Source organism: Methylobacterium sp. E-012 (assembly GCF_057836545.1).
This window is the reverse complement of sequence record NZ_JBYQEY010000001.1, coordinates 5,839,275-5,855,000: the sequence shown is the minus strand read 5'-3', so window position 1 is coordinate 5,855,000 and position 15,726 is coordinate 5,839,275. Positions and strand designations below refer to the sequence as shown.

Sequence of the window (15,726 nt, the reverse complement as noted above, 5' to 3'; positions counted from 1 at the left end):
CGCAGGCGCGACTCAACGTCGCGCATGCTATCGGAACGGTCCGAGGCTCAGCCAGCCGCCAATTGGAGACCGTTCCATGTTCCGCTTCACCGCCGCCATCCTGGCCGGGGTGGCATTCCTTCCGTTGAGTGCCGGTACCAGCTTGGCCGCCGACCCGCCGCTCGACGGTTATGGGCGCGCGCCGGTCGGCCAGAGCCGGCGCCCGGTCGGCGGTGACGTCACGCGGGTACCGCCGCGCTACAGCTACTACGGCGAGTACCAATACCCGGTGCCGTTCGGCTACGGTTACGCCTACGCGCCGGTACGCCCGCGGGGGTTCGATTACGGATACAACGGTCCGCGCTACAGCTGGTCCGACCCGGCCGGCTATTACGGTCCGGCCTTCGGCTCCTACGAGTGGTGAGTGCCGGCCGGTTTTCGCCCGCGAGACGATGGGCTGACGGGACGAGCGCTTCCCGGTGATTCCGCTTCCGCGGGCCGTCCGCTATGAGGCTCCCGGCGTCGGCCCGGCGGGCGGCGCGGGAGTTTGCCGTGTGCGGGACGAGCCGGACTGCATCGCCCTCGACCTGAGCGGGCTGAAATGCCCGCTGCCGGTCCTGCGGACCCGCAAGGCGCTCCGGCGCCTGCCCGCCGGCCGGTCCCTCGTGGTCACCTGCACCGACCCGCTGGCGATGATCGACATCCCGAACCTCGTGCGCGAGGAGGGCGCCCGTCTCGACGCGGCCGAGCGGCTCGGGGATCGCCTGCGCTTCCGCATCTCGCTCTCCGCGAAGCCGCCGCATTCCTGAACGATCCGTCAGGATCTGATGGGCGGGGTGGGGCCGGCATGGCATTGCGGATCGGGGGCGTGCGCCTCGTGCACGACGGCTGGGCACGCTTCCTCGTGGCCGAAGTGATGCAGGCGGACGGGACACGCATCACCCGGGAGATCGAGGATCACGGCCGGGCGGTCGCTGTCCTGCCCTACGATCCGGACCGGCGGGTCGCCACGCTGGTCTCGCAGTTCCGCGCCCCGGTCCTCTATTCCGACGGTCCGCCGACCCACCTGGAGGTGCCGGCGGGACTGCTCGACGAGGGGGCGGCCGAGGACGAGGCGCGGCGCGAGGCGATGGAGGAGACGGGTCTTCGCCTGGGCCCGCTCGACTTCGTCGCCAGCGCCTGGTCGATGCCCGGAATCTCCACCGAGCGGATGGACCTGTTCCTGGCCGCCTACGGGGCGCAGGACCGGACCGGGGCCGGCGGCGGACTGGCGGCGGAGGGCGAGGCGGTGGCGGTCCACGAGATCCCGCTCCGGGAACTCGCCGCCATGAGCCGCGACGGAGGGCTCAACGACATGAAGTCGCTCGCGCTGCTGTTCGCTCTGCAGTTGCGGCGGCCCGATCTGTTCTCGGATGCCGGTTGAGGTTGGAGTCTCGTCCCGGGCGCGATTTCCCACGGTCCACGATAGGCTGGCGAGTTCCGGTCTTCACGGGATTCGGGCGATCCGACCCGCGCCCTCCCTCCCCCACAGAGCTACGCTATTCACAGATTGCTGGCCGAGACGCTCTCTCCTCCCCTGGCGATCCCGGGTTTGCCCGGGATCGCTCGCGCTTGCGGGGAGGTGTTGTGAAGTGGGCGTGGTGCGGTGCCGTCTACACCACCCCCACCCCCGGCCCCTCCCCGCAAGGGGGAGGGGAAAAGGGGTCTGTTCTCATGATGTCGGTGTCAGACTGCGAAGCGTGAATCCGGCAACCCACAGAGGGGGGAGGGCGCGTGGGTCCGGCCATTGCCTGCATCCGGAACCGATCTGTGAACACCGTAATCCGCATCGTGGGAAGGGTGGGATGCCGGCGGGACGGCCACGGCCCTGCCGCGTGGCGCCCTCCGGGCCCAGGCGCTAGCCGCCGCGACGGGCGAGCCGGTCCCGGGCGACGATCCCGATGAAGCGCCAGGACTTGATGAAGTAGCGGTGGAACAGCCGTCGCGGCGCCTGGAGGAAGCGGAAGATCCATTCGAGGCCGAGGCGCTGCATCAGGCCCGGGGCGCGGTTCAGGTAGCCGGCGGCGACGTTCAGCGCGTCGCCGACGCAGAACACCACAGGATCGCCCAAAGCCGCCCGATTCCGGTCGACCCAGATCTCGGATTTCGGTGCGCCGACGCCCATCACCAGCAATGTCGTCCCGTGGGCCCGGATCCGCTTCGCCAGGGCGCGGCTGTAATCCCGGTCGGCCTCGAAGCCGAAGGGCGGCACGGCGCTCGCCACCGCCCCGTCCGGCAGGCCCTGCGCCCGCAGGCGGGCCGCCAGCGCGTCCGCCGCGTCCTGGCGGGCCGAGACCAGGAAGATCCGCCGGGCGAAGGCAGGCGGGTCGTTCAGGACACAGGCCAGGAGATCGTGGCCGGTTACCCGATGGACAGGCCGGCGGCAGGCCGCCCGCGCCAGCCAGACCAGCGGCATGCCGTCGAGGGTCCGGGCGGCGGCCCGATGGTAGGCGTTGCGGAAACCCGTATCCGCGCTGAGTTGGACGATGTGGTCGACATTGGCCGTCACGATCATGCGCGGCCCGTCGTCCCGCCGGGCCGCCACCGCGGCCACGATCGTTTCGGCACTGGCGGTGTTGAAGCGCAGGCCGAACAGTTCGACGGTCGGGCTCGTCAGGGCCGGGCCGGGGTGCCGGGCGGTGGGCAGCCGCAGGGTGCCCACATCCCGATGAAGCGCGTCCGCCGCGTCGAGGTCGAGTGCGAGAGGCCAGAACTTACGCATCGGCGGCTCGGAAGCTCGCGGCGGGACGGATGGTGGCGCGCTGCGTGCGGCGGCGGTCGCTGCCGGCGCCGAGCGCCAGGGCGATGGCGCCGCCGAGGAGCAGGCCCAGCACCAGGGCCACCGGCAGGACGATCTTCGGGGACGGCGGGAAGGTCCGCTGGCGGGCGGGGATCGCCGCCGAGATGATCCGGACGTTGGTGGTGTTGAGCCGCTCCTGTTCGCTCGCCTCGCGGGCACGCTTCAGGTAGGCCTCGTAGACGCCCCGGCGGGCTTCGAGGGTCCGCTCCAGCTCGCGCAGGCCCACATAGGCCCGGTCGCTGGACACCGTCTCGGTCTTGACCCGGTCGAGACTGGACCGGATCGCCGTCTCGCTGGCGGCGGCGCGGTCGTAGTCCTTCTGGGTCGTGTCGATGATCCGCTCCTTCTCGCGCTGGATCAGGCGCTGGAGATCGCGCTGCTGGGCGTATTGCTCGGCCATGGCCGGGTGACGCTCGCCGAGGCGGGTGGCGAGCTCGGCGGTGTTGCGCGACAGCGTCGCGTATTGCTGGCGCAGGGCCTGCATCTCCAGCGATTGCAGCATCTCCGGGAGCGCCGTGCTCGGATCCGAGGAGCGCATCTTGCGGGCCTGATCGAGGCGCGACTTGGCCTCCGCGGTCTTGATCGAGGCCGTGACCAGCTGCTGGTTGAGGTCGCCGAGCTGCTGGTCCGTGAGGAGGCGCCCGCTCGACGCCACGAGCTTGTGATCCTCGCGGTAGCGGACGACCGCGCCCTCGGCCTGCTCGACGTCGCGCTTCAGGCTGGCGAGCCGGCCGGCCAGGGCGTCCGAGGCGCGCCGCGCGGTCTCGGTCCGGGCCGCGGTCTCCTCGGCGAAATAGGCATCGCCGACGGCGTTGGCGATCTGCGCGGCCTTCTCGGGATCACGGGACTGCACCGAGATGTCGATCACGAAGGTCCGCTCGGCCCGGCGGACGCTGAGCCGGTTCTGGAGCGTGTCGAGGGCGATGTTGACCGGGTCCCGGCTCGCGGCCGGGGGCATCATGCCGAGCGCGCCCTTGATCCAGTCGAGGGTCGGATTGTTGCCGTCCGGTAGGGCGAACTCGTCGTCCTGATCGAGGTGCAGCTTCGCGATCACCCGGCGCAGGACGCTGTCGGACTGGATCACCCGCACCTGGCTCTCGGCGATGGAGACGCCGCTATCCGCCTGGGGCTGGCGGGCGTTCACGTCGTTCTCGACGACGCGCAGGTCGCTCGGATCGACCAGCACCTGGATGCTGGACGTGTAGCGCGGCGGGATCAGGCCGAGCAGCGCCACCGCCACCGCGACCATGAACAGGGCGCTCAGGGCGATGAACCCGCGTCCCCGCCACAGGCGTCGCAGGATCACCTGGGGATCCGTTCGTGGCGCCGTCTCCGGAAGTACGATCCGGACTGGCTGCTCACCGCTTATTCGTGTCGAGAAGTCGAACATACGCCTCGCTCCCTGACCTGCTGGGGCGGACCCTGCCGCCCACCATCCCCGTCGCCGTCCTGTTCCCGTTCTGATCAGCTCCGTGCCGATCCGGGACAGGACACCGGCGAGAACGGTGTCTTCGACGGTACATGAGCAATCGGCATACCGACAAAGTACTCCCGCTTTGTTCCGGAGGCGGCACCAGCGCGCGCCTAGATTAAGCCCCCGGCGACGAATTGAAATCCCACACCTTTAAGGCGATAAACGCTGCGCTCTTGTCGGGGACTACGTAGGTCGCCTCAGCCAAAATCCGCGGACGCGACAACGGAATCCACGGCGCCGTAGGCGGCGGGATCGCCCGCGAGGAAGCGGTGAAAGCGCACCGCGTCGCCGGCTGCCGCGGCGTTCCACCGCACTACGTTGTCCCGGCTGGCACCGGCCGCGCGGGCCAGGCCGTCCCCGGACAGCCAGGCCATCAGGGCCGAAGCGGCGGCGTCCGGCTCTTCCGGGCGGATCAGCAGGCCGGAGCGGCCCAGCACCTCTCGGAAGACGGCCTCGTCCGGCGCCACCACCGGCAAGCCGCCATGCTGGACCTCCAGCAGCGGCAGGCCGAGCCCCTCCGCCTTCGACGTCGAGAGCAGCACGTGGCACGAGGCCACGAGATCCCGCAGCGCGGCATCGGACAGGTAGCCGTGCCGGTGCAGGAAGGGTGGGGGATCGTCCAGGAAGGCGTGCCGGCCCCAGCCGACCCGGCCCACGAGGTGCAGTTCCGCCGGCACGCCGGCGCGGATCAGCGCCGCCGTCAGGGCGAGGGCGGCCGGGTAGTTCTTCCGGGGCTCGACCGTCCCGATGGCGAGGAGCCGCACCGTGCCGCCGGGCGCGTAGGGCGCCGGTCCCGAAAGGTCGCCCAGGCCGAACGCGTCGCGCACGGGCGGCCGCAGCAGCGCGACCCGGGCCCCGCGCGCGCAGACGGCGCGCACGGCCGCGCCGGTGGTCCGGCTGTTGACGAACAGGTTCGGGCACCAGCGCAGGGCCAGGGCGAAGCTCGGACTCATGTAGAGCCGGCTACGCAGGCTCAGATCCTCCGGGCGGGTCAGGAGGAAGGTGTCGTGCACGTAGAGCAGGCAGCGGGACGCCGCGAGCGCGCAGAGCGGTCCCGGCGGAAAGCCCGGGAACAGGACGAGCGCGTCCCGGTCCCGAATTGCGCGCAGGGGGAGCGTGAGCTGCTGCGCGCCGATCATGCCCGGCAGCGATCGGCTGGTGACCGGATGGACCGCGTGCGGGGCGAGCCGCTCGGGGGCGAACAGGTCGAGGGTGACCCGCTCGATCCCGGTGACGTGGCCGCGCAGGTGCGTCTGGTCGAGATAGATCCGCTGGATCGCGCCCGCCGGTCCCGCGCTCACGGGGCGCTCCGGCGCAGCGTTCCCGCGAGGTAGAGGCAGCGGCGCACGAGGAGGGGCATCCGCCGCCCGAGGACCATCTGCTTGGCTCGGCGCAGCCGGCGCACCAGCGGCGGCGAGGCCGGCGCAACGGTTCCGGCCGTGCCCGCCTGCCGCTCGGCCGCGAACGGGAAATGGCCGAGCATCGCCGGGGCGAAACGCGGCCGCACCGCCACGTCCCCGAGCCCGTGCCGCCGCAAGACGGTTTCAAGGGACAGGACGGCGGCGGCCGGGCTGTAGCGGCTTTCCAGGGCGATCCGCGCGAAGGCGCCGAGCCGGGCGCGCGCCTCCGGATCGCCGACCAGCGTCCCCAGTGCCCCGGCGAGGGCGCCGGGCTCCATGGGCACGAGGCGGCCCGACACGCCGTCGATCACCGCGGAGGTGAGACCGGAGGTGCGGTAGGCCAGGGTCGGCACGCCGCACAGGCCGGCCTCGATCGGCGTCTGCCCGAGGGTCTCGTGCCGGCTCGCGGTGACGTGAAGATCGCAGGCGCCATACCAGGCCGCCAGGGTGTCCTCGTCGGCGATCAGCCCCGGCGCGACCAGGTTGGCGATCCCGAACCGGGCGGGATCATCGAGGCGGCCCACCGCCACGAAGCCCACGCCCGGCCGCGCCACCGCCTGCAGGGCCGCCCGCAGGTCCTGGAAACCCTTGTCCGGCCCGTCGACGATCACCGCGGAGACCAGGATCAGCACGTCGTCCGGCGGCAGGCCGAGCCTCCGGCGCAGGGCGGCACGGTCGCCCGGGCGGAAGACCGCGGTGGGGAAGGCGAGCCGGATCGGCTCCGCCACGGTGCCGGGAGGGGCCAGCGCCCGGGCGCGCGCCAGCGTCCAGTCGGAATTGGCGAGCAGCCAGGGGCCGGCGGGGCCGGCGAGCGTCGCGCGCTTGCGGGCATGCATGCCGGCGATCCGGCCGGGGGCGAGCTGCGGGTACTCGTCGGGACCCGGACAGGCGGCGTCGCAGCCGATCGCGGCGCGGCCGCAATCCCGGGGGTGGCAGCACCGGCCGGTCAGGGGGAACAGGTCGTGCAGCACCAGGGCGACCGGGCCGTGCCGCCCGAGGCGGTCGACCACGTCGAGGCTGCGCGTCGCCCCGTGCAGGTTGCCGGCGAGGACGAGGTCGGGCGCAACCGCCGCGACCGCCGCCTCGGCCCGCGGGAAGGCATCGGTCCACTCGGCCGCTTCCGGGCGGTCGCTCAGGATAACCTGTGTGACGCGATGGCCTGCGAGCGCCAGGGCTTCGGCCAGCCGCCGCTGCGCCACGCCGGCCCCGCCCTGCGTTCCCGTTCCGGTCAGAGAAACGATCGACAGACCGTCGGGCGCGGCTGATCCCTGCGTCAGCCTGTGCAGCAGGACCGGGCGGCCGACGCAGCCGCGGCCGCCATCCGGGATCGCCGACCAGGCCGCCGGGTCGAGCGTCCCGTCAGCGTCGAGGCGGGCCTGGGTGCCGAGGCCCGCGCGTGCCCAGAGCACCCCGCCATCCGCAACGTCGAGACCGCGAACCGCGTCGTCGAACAGGACGCGCAGGCCCGTCACCGCGGCGGCGCCCGTCAGCGCCGCCTCCAGCGCCAGGGCGATCAGCGCCCCGGGGGCGAGGAGGTCGCCCGGAGCGAGCAAGACGAGATGGTCGATACCCGGATCGGCCAGCATCCGGGCGACAGCCGGCCCCGCGTCATCGGGCGCCACGAGGTCGTGCCGGAGGTCCGGATAATCCTGGCGCAGCACAGACGCCACGGTCTCGCGCAGGTCTGCCCCGGCTCTGGCCACGGTGACGACGCGGATCCGCGGCCAGGGCCGCCCATCGGGCAGCGATGCCGGCCGGGCCGGGCCGGTGACGGCCGGTCCGAAGGGCCAGCCGGCGATGCCATGGGCCAGCGATGGCGGGGCGGGGGTGTCGGTCAAGGGGGCTCGGGCGGCGTGTGCGGCGGCAGTCTGGACGCGAATGTTGAAGATTGTCTCTCGGTCATCGTCCCGAAGGATGGCGGTCAGTAGCGTGTCGTCACCGTGTTGAGCCAGTCCGGCGAGGCCGCGACGAGGGCCGCCTCCGTGCGCTTGTCGAGGCCGGTCAGCACCAGCAGGCCCAGGACGACGAGCACGGCGCCCAGGGCGGCCTTCGCGGCCCGGCCGGCCGAAGCGAGGCCGCCGCGCCACCGCATCAGCGCCTCGCGGGAGACGAAGCCGAGCAGCATCAGCGGCAGGGCGGCCCCGATCCCGAACGCCAGCATCGTCAGGGCGACGCTCCCGAGATGCTCGCCCCGCGCCGCCATCAGAGAGGCGGCCCCGAGGGTCGGGCCGACACAGGGGCTCCAGGCCGCCCCGAGCAGCAGCCCGACGGCGAACTGGCCGGGCAACCCGCCCGGCCCGGCGCCGCCGAACCGCTCCTCGGCCCAGGCGCCGACCGGTCCCGCCACGGTCGCGACCCGGGCCTGGAGCCGCGGCAGCATCAGCACGAGCCCCACGCTCACCATGAGGACCGCGCCGGCGCTGCGGAACACGTCCCCGTCGAGGCCGATGGCGAAGCCGACGGTCGCCACGAACAGGCCGATCGCCGTGAAGCTGATCGCCAGCCCCGCGGCCAGGGCCAGGGGCCCGAGCCGGTGCTCCGAGGCCGCGGTCCCCAGCACGATCGGCACCAGCGGCAGCACGCACGGGGATAGGATCGACAGGCATCCGGCCAGGAACGCGAAGCCCACCGTCCCCAGCATCGTCGGATCCTCCCGCCTCGTCTTTGACGCGCAGGCTTCGCCGCGGGCAGGGCCGCCGTCAACGGGCCCGCGCGTCACGTTTCGCGGGAACCCTCCCGGCCGCCACCCACTTCGGCGCGAGACAGCGTGCCGCCGCGCATCGTCTGTCGGAAACCATCTCGTGTCCGGCGGAGCCGATCGGTGACCATCTTCTTTACGGGCGACACCCATTTCGGCGATCCGCGGGCCCTGCGCTTCGACCACAGGCCCTATCCGGACCTCGCCGCCCACGATGCCGGCCTGATCGCGGCCTGGAACGCGACCGTGGCGCCCGGCGACACCGTTTGGCACCTCGGCGATTTCGCCCTCGGCCCAACCGGAACCCGCATCCGCGAGATCCTCGACGGCCTCGCCGGCGAGAAGCATTTGATCGCCGGCAACAACGACGGGCCCGACACCCTGGAGGCGCCCGGTTGGGCCTCGGTGCGCCACTACGCCGAGTTCGACGTCGAAGGCCGGATGGTGGTCCTCTGCCACTACGCGTTCCGCACCTGGAACGGGATGAGCCGTGGCGCTCTCAACCTGCACGGGCACAGCCACGGCAAGCTAAAGCCGATGCCCAAGCAATACGATGTCGGTGTCGACCCGATGGGCGCCGCGCCCGTGACGCTCCCCGCAATCCTCACCTCCCGGCTGCGCGGGAAGCGCTGACTCGGCCGGAACCTTCACCACAGCTTCACCGTTTCAGCGGACAGAAAGGGGCAGTCATGCGCTGCCCCGAGAAACCGGGCGGTGCCGACCCGGCCCGCCCTGCCAACGCGTGTGTGAGTGTCCCCGTGAGAGCCAGTTCGGCTGCTCTTCTCCGTTGCCTCGCCGGCCCCCTGGCCGGCCTCGCCCTGACCTCCTCGGCGCTGGCCCTGCCGGCGTGCCTGGAGGCCCAGCGCAAGGTCGATGAGGCGAATGCCCTGCGCTTCCAGGCGCGCCAGGAGGCGCGTCTGGGCAACCATGACCGCGTCTGCGACACGCTCGACGAAGTCGGCGACCGCTACGACGACGCCCGTGATGCATTCGAACGATGCGGCGAGGGCGTTGTGGCGATTGACTTGCGGAGCGAGCTGCGGGGCCTGCGGATCGCCAAGAAAATCAACCGCTGCGACTGAACCGTGCGCATCCGCACATCGGGCCGCCCGCTTCCGCAGCATCGTCCTGTCATGCGCGACGCATGTCGCCCACAAGGTTTTGCACCGATGACCTCCGCCACGCTCCCGAACGAGACCGAATCGTCCGCCGTCCGGACCGGCCCGTCCTTCGCGGCCGCCCTGTGCGGCTTCGTCAGCACCACCGTCGCGGCGACGATGCTGCTGGTGCTGATCGGAGCGCTCTGATCACGGCGAGACCGACCAGAATCGCTGGCGGTTGAACAGGATCTCCTGCGCGGCCCCCTTGGGGGTAGAATCCGTGCGCCGGCCGCAATCCGGCTCCGGCGGCTTGGTGACCACCGCCAGGGCCGCCGGCACCGGCGGCGGCTTCAAACCGAAGCGCGCCTGAACCTCCGGTTGCCGAACGGCCGCGATGGTCAGCACGCCGACGATGAGCCCGCCGGCCACGGTTCCGAGAAAAAAATTCAGCATTGCTGACCTGATTCGAGGCCGGACTCTGGGGCCACACAGTGTGGTCGTTGTCCAACCCGGCGTTATCATGGCCGACCCGACGCACACGCAGTCTTAACTCCTGGTCTGCGACAGCTAACGGCAAGCCTGCCCGGACGGCAGGACTGATGCCGGGGTCCGCACCGCCGATGAACAACGCCGCCAATGCTTACGCCAGAACCGCCCACAGCGCGCTGACGCCCCGTGAGGCCGAATCCCAGCTCCTGCTGAAGGCGGCCCAACGCCTGCTCGGTGCCAGCCAAGCGCTCGATACGGGGGAGAATGCCCGCCTCCATGAGGCGCTGTCGTACAATCAGCGCGTCTGGACGCTGCTGAGTTCGGAGGCGACCGCCGACGAGAACCCGCTCCCCGTCGACGTGAAGCAGGGCGTGGGGCGCTTAGGCGTATTCGTCCTGCGCAGCTGCGTCGACACGATGATCGCGCCGACGCCGGAGAAGATCGCGACGCTGGTCTCGATCAACAATCACGTGGCTGCCGGCCTTCAGGGCAACCCGGGCTGAACCCCGGCGCCGCCTACGGGGCGTCCGTCGGTGCCGGAGGGTCCGACGGGGGCGCCCGGCCCGCGCTCTCCCACTCGACGAGCTTCCGGCTCAGCTTGAGGGCGCGGTAATGCTCGCCGGTCTCGACGAGCTCCGCGATGGCGGCGATCTGCGGCGCGGCCGCCGGTGCCTGCCGGATCAGGTCGGTGGCTTGGCGGAAGAACAGGTCGATCCCCTGAGCCGGGTCGTCGGCCAGGTAGATCACCGTCAGCGTCAGGTGGAGCTGCTTGCAGGCCGTATCGGCCTCGCTCTCCGTAATGATCTCGCTCTCGCGGAGGAACTTGCACTGCGTCTCGATTAGGAAGGTCGAGCGGCGGTCCCCGTTGCGCAACAGGGCGCCGTTGACGATCAGGCGCTCGAACGGCTTGAGTTCCAGGCGCAGGGGCATGGCGCGTTCCTTTCTAGAAGACGCGCCGATCTCATTCGCGAATCGTTAACGTTTCGCCAATCCCCGACCTGTCCCACTCGGTTGCATGCCGGCGAACGCGTGGTAAAACTCATACAAGTCGGACCGGGGCGCGGTCCTATGAGCAGGCCAACCGATGCCATCCATGCCGGCGAACCGGGCGATCTATCCGAGCCTCCGCGATAAGCGCGTGCTGGTGACGGGGGGGGCGTCGGGGATCGGCGAGGGCGTCGTCGAGGCGTTCGTCGCGCAGGGCGCGCGCGTCCTGTTCTGCGACATCGCGGATGGCGCGGCCGACATCCTGGTCGCGCGCCTCTCCCCAGGCGCGGCGCACGCGCCCCTTTATCGACGCTGCGATCTCACGGATGTCGCGGCCGTGCGCGCGCTGGTGGTTGAGGCCGAGGCCGCGCTCGGCGGCCTCGACGTACTGGTCAACAATGCCGGCAACGACGACCGACACAAGCTCGACGAGGTCACGCCGGCCTACTGGGACGATCGGATCGCGGTGAATCTGCGCCACCTGTTCTTCGCCGCGCAGGCGGCGGTGCCGGCGATGCGCCGCGCCGGTGGCGGCGCGATCCTGAACTTCGGATCGATCAGCTGGCATCTCGGTCTGAAGGACTTGGCGGTCTACCAGACCGCGAAGGCGGCCATCGAGGGGATGAGCCGCGCCCTGGCCCGCGACCTCGGCCGCGACGGTATCCGGGTGGCCTCCATCCTGCCGGGCAACGTCCAGACCCCGCGCCAGGAGACGTGGTACACCCCGGACGGCGAGGCCGAGATCGTCGCGTCGCAATGCCTCGACGGGCGGATCCAGCCGGCCGACGTCGCCGCCCTGGTCCTGTTCCTGGCCTCGGACGACGCGCGCATGTGCACGGGCCACGGTTATTTCGTGGATGCCGGCTGGCGCTGAGCGGGATCCGGCGCTGTCTCACGTCCGTTCGCGTACGGTGCAGCCCGCGCGGGCGACCCACCCTGTTTTTCCGTCCGGCAGGTTTCAAGGGCCCGTTTGCCTGCGCACTTGCCGTCGCGTGACGGTTTTGACTGACGTGGGTCCCGATCTTCTCCTCATCCTGAGGTACTGCGCAGCAGCGCCGAGGGAGGCCTCCAGCAACCGCGCGACTGGCTGGAGGACCCCGCTCCGCCGTCTGAGGATGAGGTCGCGACGGGTGAAGACCCGTCAAACAGGCTTTAAAACTTAAGATTGCGTGACCGCATCGGCGGGCCCCCGACCAGACGCGCCGGACGGGAAACCCGGTCCGGCGCCATGACGAGCCTCAGTCGCAGGATTCCTTCTGCACCGTCTTGGAATCCCCCATGTCGTTCTCCTTGCGCACCGTCTTGGTGACGCAGCCGTCACCGTGGTCGTGAACGGTGACGGACTTCGACTCGGAGGCCGGGTGATCGACCACGACGGCGGGGCGGTCGCGCTCGATGACTGTGGTCTGTGCCTGCGCGGTGGCGCAGAGACTGAGAAGAGCGGCGGCGGCGAGCAATGTATTGCGCATGCTGGGACTCCAAGACCGGAATTCGGCACCGTGTAACGGCGATCCCAGCTTGAGCGTTCCGCCGATCGGGAGGCGTGTGTGGCGGACCGAACCCGTAAAGGAACTTGGCTCGGTCCGCGCGCCGTTCGGCAGTGAGGGATAGCCGGAGCGACGGCTCCATTGGGGCCGCGGCCCGATTCGGTTCAAGCCCGGGGGACTACGTGCGCCGCTGCCGCCGACCCTCAGCCGCCCGTCATCGGCGGGAAGAAGGCGATCTCGCCGGCGCCCGCGATCGGCGCGTCCGGCTTGGCATGGACGCGGTCGACGGCGGCCCGCACCACGTCCGGATCCGCGAAGGCGTAGGCGTATTCCTCGCCGCGCCCCCGGAGCCACGTCACGAGGTCGGCCACGGTGGCGACCGCCAGCGGCGGCGTCAGCTCCTCCTCGGGGCGGCCGATCCGCTCGCGGACCCAGGCGAAGTAGACGAGCTTCATCCGATTACACCGTGGCGAGGGGGGATGCCGGGAGCGCGCGGTCCGCGACCCAAGCGATCAGCGCGTGTCGTCGATCACGTGCTTGATCCCGGCACGCATGTAGTCCCAGCCGGTCCAGATCGTGAGCGCGGCGGCAAGCCACAGCAGCGTGAGGCCGATCCGCTCCGTCCCCGGGAGCACCGTTTCGCCGGCCGGGCCGGCCACGAGGAAGCCCAGCGCCACCAGCTGCACGGTCGTCTTCCACTTGGCGATCTTGCTCACCGGCACGCCGACCTTCAGCTCGGCCAGGTACTCCCGAAGGCCGGAGACCAGCACCTCGCGGCACAGGATCACGATGGCCGCCCAGACGCTGGATCCGATGATCGTGTGATCCGCCGCCAGCATCAGCAGGCAGGCCGAGACCAGGAGCTTGTCGGCGATCGGGTCGAGCATCCGACCGAGCGCGGAACTCTGGTGGTAGGTCCGTGCGACATAGCCGTCGAGATAGTCGGTGATCGCGGCCACCACGAACACCCCCAGCGCCGTCCACCGGGCGGGGTTGGAATCGGGCCAAAACAGCAGCGCGACCATCACCGGCACCGCGACGAGGCGCCCGTAGGTCAGGCAATTCGCGAGCGTCCAGGCCGGCGACCGTCGTCGGGGAAGGACGGCGTTCATTGTCGGGGTGAAATCAGAGCGCGGCCCGGGCGTCAACGTCTCGGTGCCCGGCTCGGCCCCGGCGGCGGGGGTCTCAGGCGCCGGCATGGAAGAAGTCGTAGACCGCCCGCGCGGTGGCGGCGTTGACGCCCGGGGCCTTGGCCAGGTCCTCGAAGGCGGCGCGCTCGATCGCCTTGACGGTTCCGAAATGATGCAGCAGCGCGCGCTTGCGGCTGGGACCGATGCCGGCGATCTCGTCCAAGGGATTCTTCACCATCTCACGCTTGCGCTTGGCCCGATGGCTGCCGATGGCGAAGCGGTGGGCCTCGTCGCGGAGCCGCTGCACGAAGTAGAGCGTCGGGTCGCGCGGCGGAAGCTTGAACGGCGGCCGGCCGGGCACGAAAAACGTCTCGCGGCCGGCATCCCGGTCGCGCCCCTTGGCGACGCCGACGAGCGGCACCCCCGAGACGCCGGCCGCGTCGAGGGCGGCGCGGGCCGCGTCGAGCTGGCCCTTGCCGCCATCGATCAGGACCAGGTCGGGCCAGGCGGGGAAGGCGTCGCCATCCTCGGACGGCGCCGGCACGGGCTCCGGTGCGCCGCCCTCGGCGGCGGCCGCGCCGGCCTCCTGCGGCGTGCGCGGCGCCTCTTTCACGAGCCGCTTGAAGCGGCGCTGCAGCACCTCCCGCATCATGCCGTAATCGTCCCCCGGGGCGAGTTCCTCGGACTTGATGTTGAACGTGCGGTAATGCGTCTTCATGAAACCCGTGGGACCGGCGACGATCATGCCGCCGACCGCGTTCGTCCCCATGATGTGGGAATTGTCGTAGACCTCGATCCGGCGCGGCGTGTCCGCCATGCCGAAGGCCTGCCCCAGGGCCGCCAGCAGCTTGCCCTGCGAGGCGGTGTCGGCGAGGCGCCGGGCCAGGGCCTCCTTGGCGTTGCGCTGGGCGTAGTCGACCAGGTTCTTCCGCTCGCCCCGGCTCGGCCGGTGCAGTTCGACCCGGTACTCGACCCGGCTCGACAGGGCGGCGGCGACCAGTTCCGCGTCCTCGATCGCGTGGCTCGTCAGCACCGTGCGCGGCGCGGGCTTGTCGTCGTAGAACTGGCCGATGAACGAGCCCAGCACCTCGTCGGGGGTCATCGAGCGGTCGGCCTTCGGGAAATAGGCGCGGTTGCCCCAATTCTGGAAGTTCCGGAAGAAGAACACCTCGATGCAGAACTGCCCGGCCTGCTCGTCGAGGGCGAACACGTCCGCCTCCTCCACGCCCTGGGTGTTGACGCCCTGCACCCCCTGGATCGCCGAGAGCGCCGCGATCCGGTCGCGGTAGCGGGCGGCGCGCTCGAATTCCATGGCTTCGGAGGCGTCCTGCATCTCGGCGCGCATCCGATCCTTCACGGCGTTGGACTTGCCGGCCAGGAAAGCCCGGGTCGCATCCGCCATGGCGCCGTAATCCTCCGGGGTGATCTCGCCCGTGCAGGGTCCGGAGCAGCGCTTGATCTGGTAGAGCAGGCAGGGCCGGGTGCGGTTCTCGTAGTAGCTGTCGGTGCAGGTGCGCAGCAGGAAGGCACGTTGCAGGGCGTTCACCGTCCGGTTCACCGCCCAGACGCTGGCGAAGGGCCCGTAATAATTGCCCTTCCGGCGCCGGGCGCCGCGGTGCTTGACGATCTGCGGGGCCGGGCCGTCGTCGGTCACCAGAATGTAGGGAAACGACTTGTCGTCCCGCATCAGCACGTTGAAGCGGGGCTTCAACTGCTTGATCAGGTTGGCTTCGAGGAGCAGCGCCTCTGTCTCGGTCGCGGTGGTGACGAATTCCATCGCCGCCGTCTGCGAGATCATCCGGGCGATGCGGTTCGAGTGCGCCTGGCCCCTTGCGTAGGAGCCGACCCGCGCCTTCAGGTTCTTGGCCTTGCCGACGTAGAGGACGTCGCCGCGGTGATCGAACATGCGGTAGACGCCGGGCGAGGACGGCAGCGTCGACCAGAAGCGGCGAATCACCTCGGTACCGGCCTGGACGGCGCCGGGCTCGAAGTCGAAGTCGATCTCCGGGGCGAGATCGTCGGACAGTGGCGCCTCGGGCGCGTCGGCGGTTTCGTCCCGCTCGGCGTCGCGACCGTCGTCGAAGGTGTCGGGGGGCAGGTCTGAGAGGGCTCTGCGGTTCATACCGCAGATCTAAGCGTTCCC

The 15,726-nt window shown here is 70.9% G+C and carries 19 protein-coding genes; 8 read left to right on the top strand and 11 right to left on the bottom strand.

What is annotated here, in order from left to right; translation table 11 throughout:
• The first annotated feature begins 76 nt into the window (after positions 1–76).
• The 3 genes from AC3IF1_RS28075 (at position 77) to AC3IF1_RS28065 (ending at position 1,402) form a co-directional block, all read left to right on the top strand.
• On the top strand, positions 77–403 hold the full coding sequence (locus AC3IF1_RS28075; protein WP_489220230.1) for a hypothetical protein: 327 nt from the start codon (positions 77–79) through the stop codon (positions 401–403).
• A 130-nt stretch (positions 404–533) separates the two neighbouring features.
• Positions 534–788 (top strand): sulfurtransferase TusA family protein, encoded by a 255-nt coding sequence (locus AC3IF1_RS28070; RefSeq protein WP_243967849.1) that lies wholly within the window; start codon positions 534–536, stop codon positions 786–788.
• 38 nt (positions 789–826) lie between these two features.
• Complete coding sequence (locus AC3IF1_RS28065; RefSeq protein WP_243967847.1) at positions 827–1,402, top strand: NUDIX domain-containing protein; 576 nt, start codon at positions 827–829, stop codon at positions 1,400–1,402.
• A gap of 474 nt (positions 1,403–1,876) precedes the next feature.
• Here the strand turns inward: AC3IF1_RS28065 and AC3IF1_RS28060 are convergent, their stop codons facing one another.
• The 5 genes from AC3IF1_RS28060 to AC3IF1_RS28040 form a co-directional block, all read right to left on the bottom strand.
• Entirely contained in the window at positions 1,877–2,740 is an 864-nt protein-coding gene (locus AC3IF1_RS28060; RefSeq protein WP_489220229.1) for a WecB/TagA/CpsF family glycosyltransferase, read from the bottom strand.
• Positions 2,733–4,124 (bottom strand): GumC family protein, encoded by a 1,392-nt coding sequence (locus AC3IF1_RS28055; protein WP_489220228.1) that lies wholly within the window; start codon positions 4,122–4,124, stop codon positions 2,733–2,735. The genes AC3IF1_RS28060 and AC3IF1_RS28055 overlap by 8 nt, the downstream gene beginning before the upstream one ends.
• Positions 4,125–4,489: 365 nt before the next feature.
• The gene (locus AC3IF1_RS28050) at positions 4,490–5,593 is read right to left on the bottom strand and encodes a glycosyltransferase (protein ID WP_489220227.1); all 1,104 of its coding nucleotides are present in this window, start codon (positions 5,591–5,593) and stop codon (positions 4,490–4,492) included.
• On the bottom strand, positions 5,590–7,530 hold the full coding sequence (locus AC3IF1_RS28045; RefSeq protein WP_489220226.1) for a glycosyltransferase: 1,941 nt from the start codon (positions 7,528–7,530) through the stop codon (positions 5,590–5,592). The genes AC3IF1_RS28050 and AC3IF1_RS28045 overlap by 4 nt, the downstream gene beginning before the upstream one ends.
• Before the next feature lie 83 nt (positions 7,531–7,613).
• Positions 7,614–8,333 carry a cytochrome c biogenesis CcdA family protein gene (locus AC3IF1_RS28040; protein WP_489220225.1) on the bottom strand — a complete coding sequence of 240 codons (720 nt, stop codon included), beginning with the start codon at positions 8,331–8,333 and terminating at the stop codon, positions 7,614–7,616.
• A 180-nt stretch (positions 8,334–8,513) separates the two neighbouring features.
• Here AC3IF1_RS28040 and AC3IF1_RS28035 point away from each other — a divergent pair, with 180 nt between their 5' ends.
• The 3 genes from AC3IF1_RS28035 to AC3IF1_RS28025 all read left to right on the top strand — a co-directional run bounded on the left by AC3IF1_RS28035 (position 8,514) and on the right by AC3IF1_RS28025 (position 9,697).
• A complete protein-coding gene (locus tag AC3IF1_RS28035) occupies positions 8,514–9,023 on the top strand; it encodes a metallophosphoesterase family protein (RefSeq protein WP_489220224.1) in 510 nt (169 codons plus the stop codon).
• A 125-nt stretch (positions 9,024–9,148) separates the two neighbouring features.
• Positions 9,149–9,472, top strand: a complete 324-nt coding sequence (locus AC3IF1_RS28030) for a hypothetical protein (RefSeq protein WP_243967839.1) — start codon at positions 9,149–9,151, stop codon at positions 9,470–9,472.
• A gap of 87 nt (positions 9,473–9,559) precedes the next feature.
• A complete protein-coding gene (locus AC3IF1_RS28025; protein ID WP_243967838.1) occupies positions 9,560–9,697 on the top strand; it encodes a hypothetical protein in 138 nt (45 codons plus the stop codon).
• Here the strand turns inward: AC3IF1_RS28025 and AC3IF1_RS28020 are convergent, their stop codons facing one another.
• Positions 9,698–9,943: a hypothetical protein gene (locus AC3IF1_RS28020; protein WP_489220223.1), complete on the bottom strand. Its 246-nt coding sequence runs from the start codon at positions 9,941–9,943 to the stop codon at positions 9,698–9,700.
• Between the two features lie 146 nt (positions 9,944–10,089).
• Here AC3IF1_RS28020 and flaF point away from each other — a divergent pair, with 146 nt between their 5' ends.
• Positions 10,090–10,482, top strand: a complete 393-nt coding sequence (flaF, locus tag AC3IF1_RS28015; RefSeq protein WP_489220222.1) for a flagellar biosynthesis regulator FlaF — start codon at positions 10,090–10,092, stop codon at positions 10,480–10,482.
• A 13-nt stretch (positions 10,483–10,495) separates the two neighbouring features.
• On the opposite strand, the gene AC3IF1_RS28010 is transcribed toward flaF, so the two are convergent.
• The gene (locus AC3IF1_RS28010; protein WP_243967834.1) at positions 10,496–10,909 is read right to left on the bottom strand and encodes a flagellar biosynthesis repressor FlbT; all 414 of its coding nucleotides are present in this window, start codon (positions 10,907–10,909) and stop codon (positions 10,496–10,498) included.
• Between the two features lie 154 nt (positions 10,910–11,063).
• Here AC3IF1_RS28010 and xylB point away from each other — a divergent pair, with 154 nt between their 5' ends.
• Entirely contained in the window at positions 11,064–11,840 is a 777-nt protein-coding gene (xylB, locus tag AC3IF1_RS28005; RefSeq protein WP_489220221.1) for a D-xylose 1-dehydrogenase, read from the top strand.
• A gap of 364 nt (positions 11,841–12,204) precedes the next feature.
• Here xylB and AC3IF1_RS28000 read toward each other — a convergent pair whose 3' ends face one another.
• The 4 genes from AC3IF1_RS28000 to uvrC form a co-directional block, all read right to left on the bottom strand.
• On the bottom strand, positions 12,205–12,435 hold the full coding sequence (locus AC3IF1_RS28000) for a hypothetical protein (RefSeq protein ID WP_243967832.1): 231 nt from the start codon (positions 12,433–12,435) through the stop codon (positions 12,205–12,207).
• A gap of 221 nt (positions 12,436–12,656) precedes the next feature.
• Positions 12,657–12,908 carry a molybdopterin converting factor subunit 1 gene (moaD, locus tag AC3IF1_RS27995; protein WP_489220220.1) on the bottom strand — a complete coding sequence of 84 codons (252 nt, stop codon included), beginning with the start codon at positions 12,906–12,908 and terminating at the stop codon, positions 12,657–12,659.
• A gap of 57 nt (positions 12,909–12,965) precedes the next feature.
• Positions 12,966–13,565 carry a CDP-diacylglycerol--glycerol-3-phosphate 3-phosphatidyltransferase gene (pgsA, locus tag AC3IF1_RS27990; protein WP_243967905.1) on the bottom strand — a complete coding sequence of 200 codons (600 nt, stop codon included), beginning with the start codon at positions 13,563–13,565 and terminating at the stop codon, positions 12,966–12,968.
• A gap of 73 nt (positions 13,566–13,638) precedes the next feature.
• The gene (gene uvrC / locus AC3IF1_RS27985; RefSeq protein ID WP_243967830.1) at positions 13,639–15,705 is read right to left on the bottom strand and encodes an excinuclease ABC subunit UvrC; all 2,067 of its coding nucleotides are present in this window, start codon (positions 15,703–15,705) and stop codon (positions 13,639–13,641) included.
• Positions 15,706–15,726 lie beyond the last annotated feature (21 nt).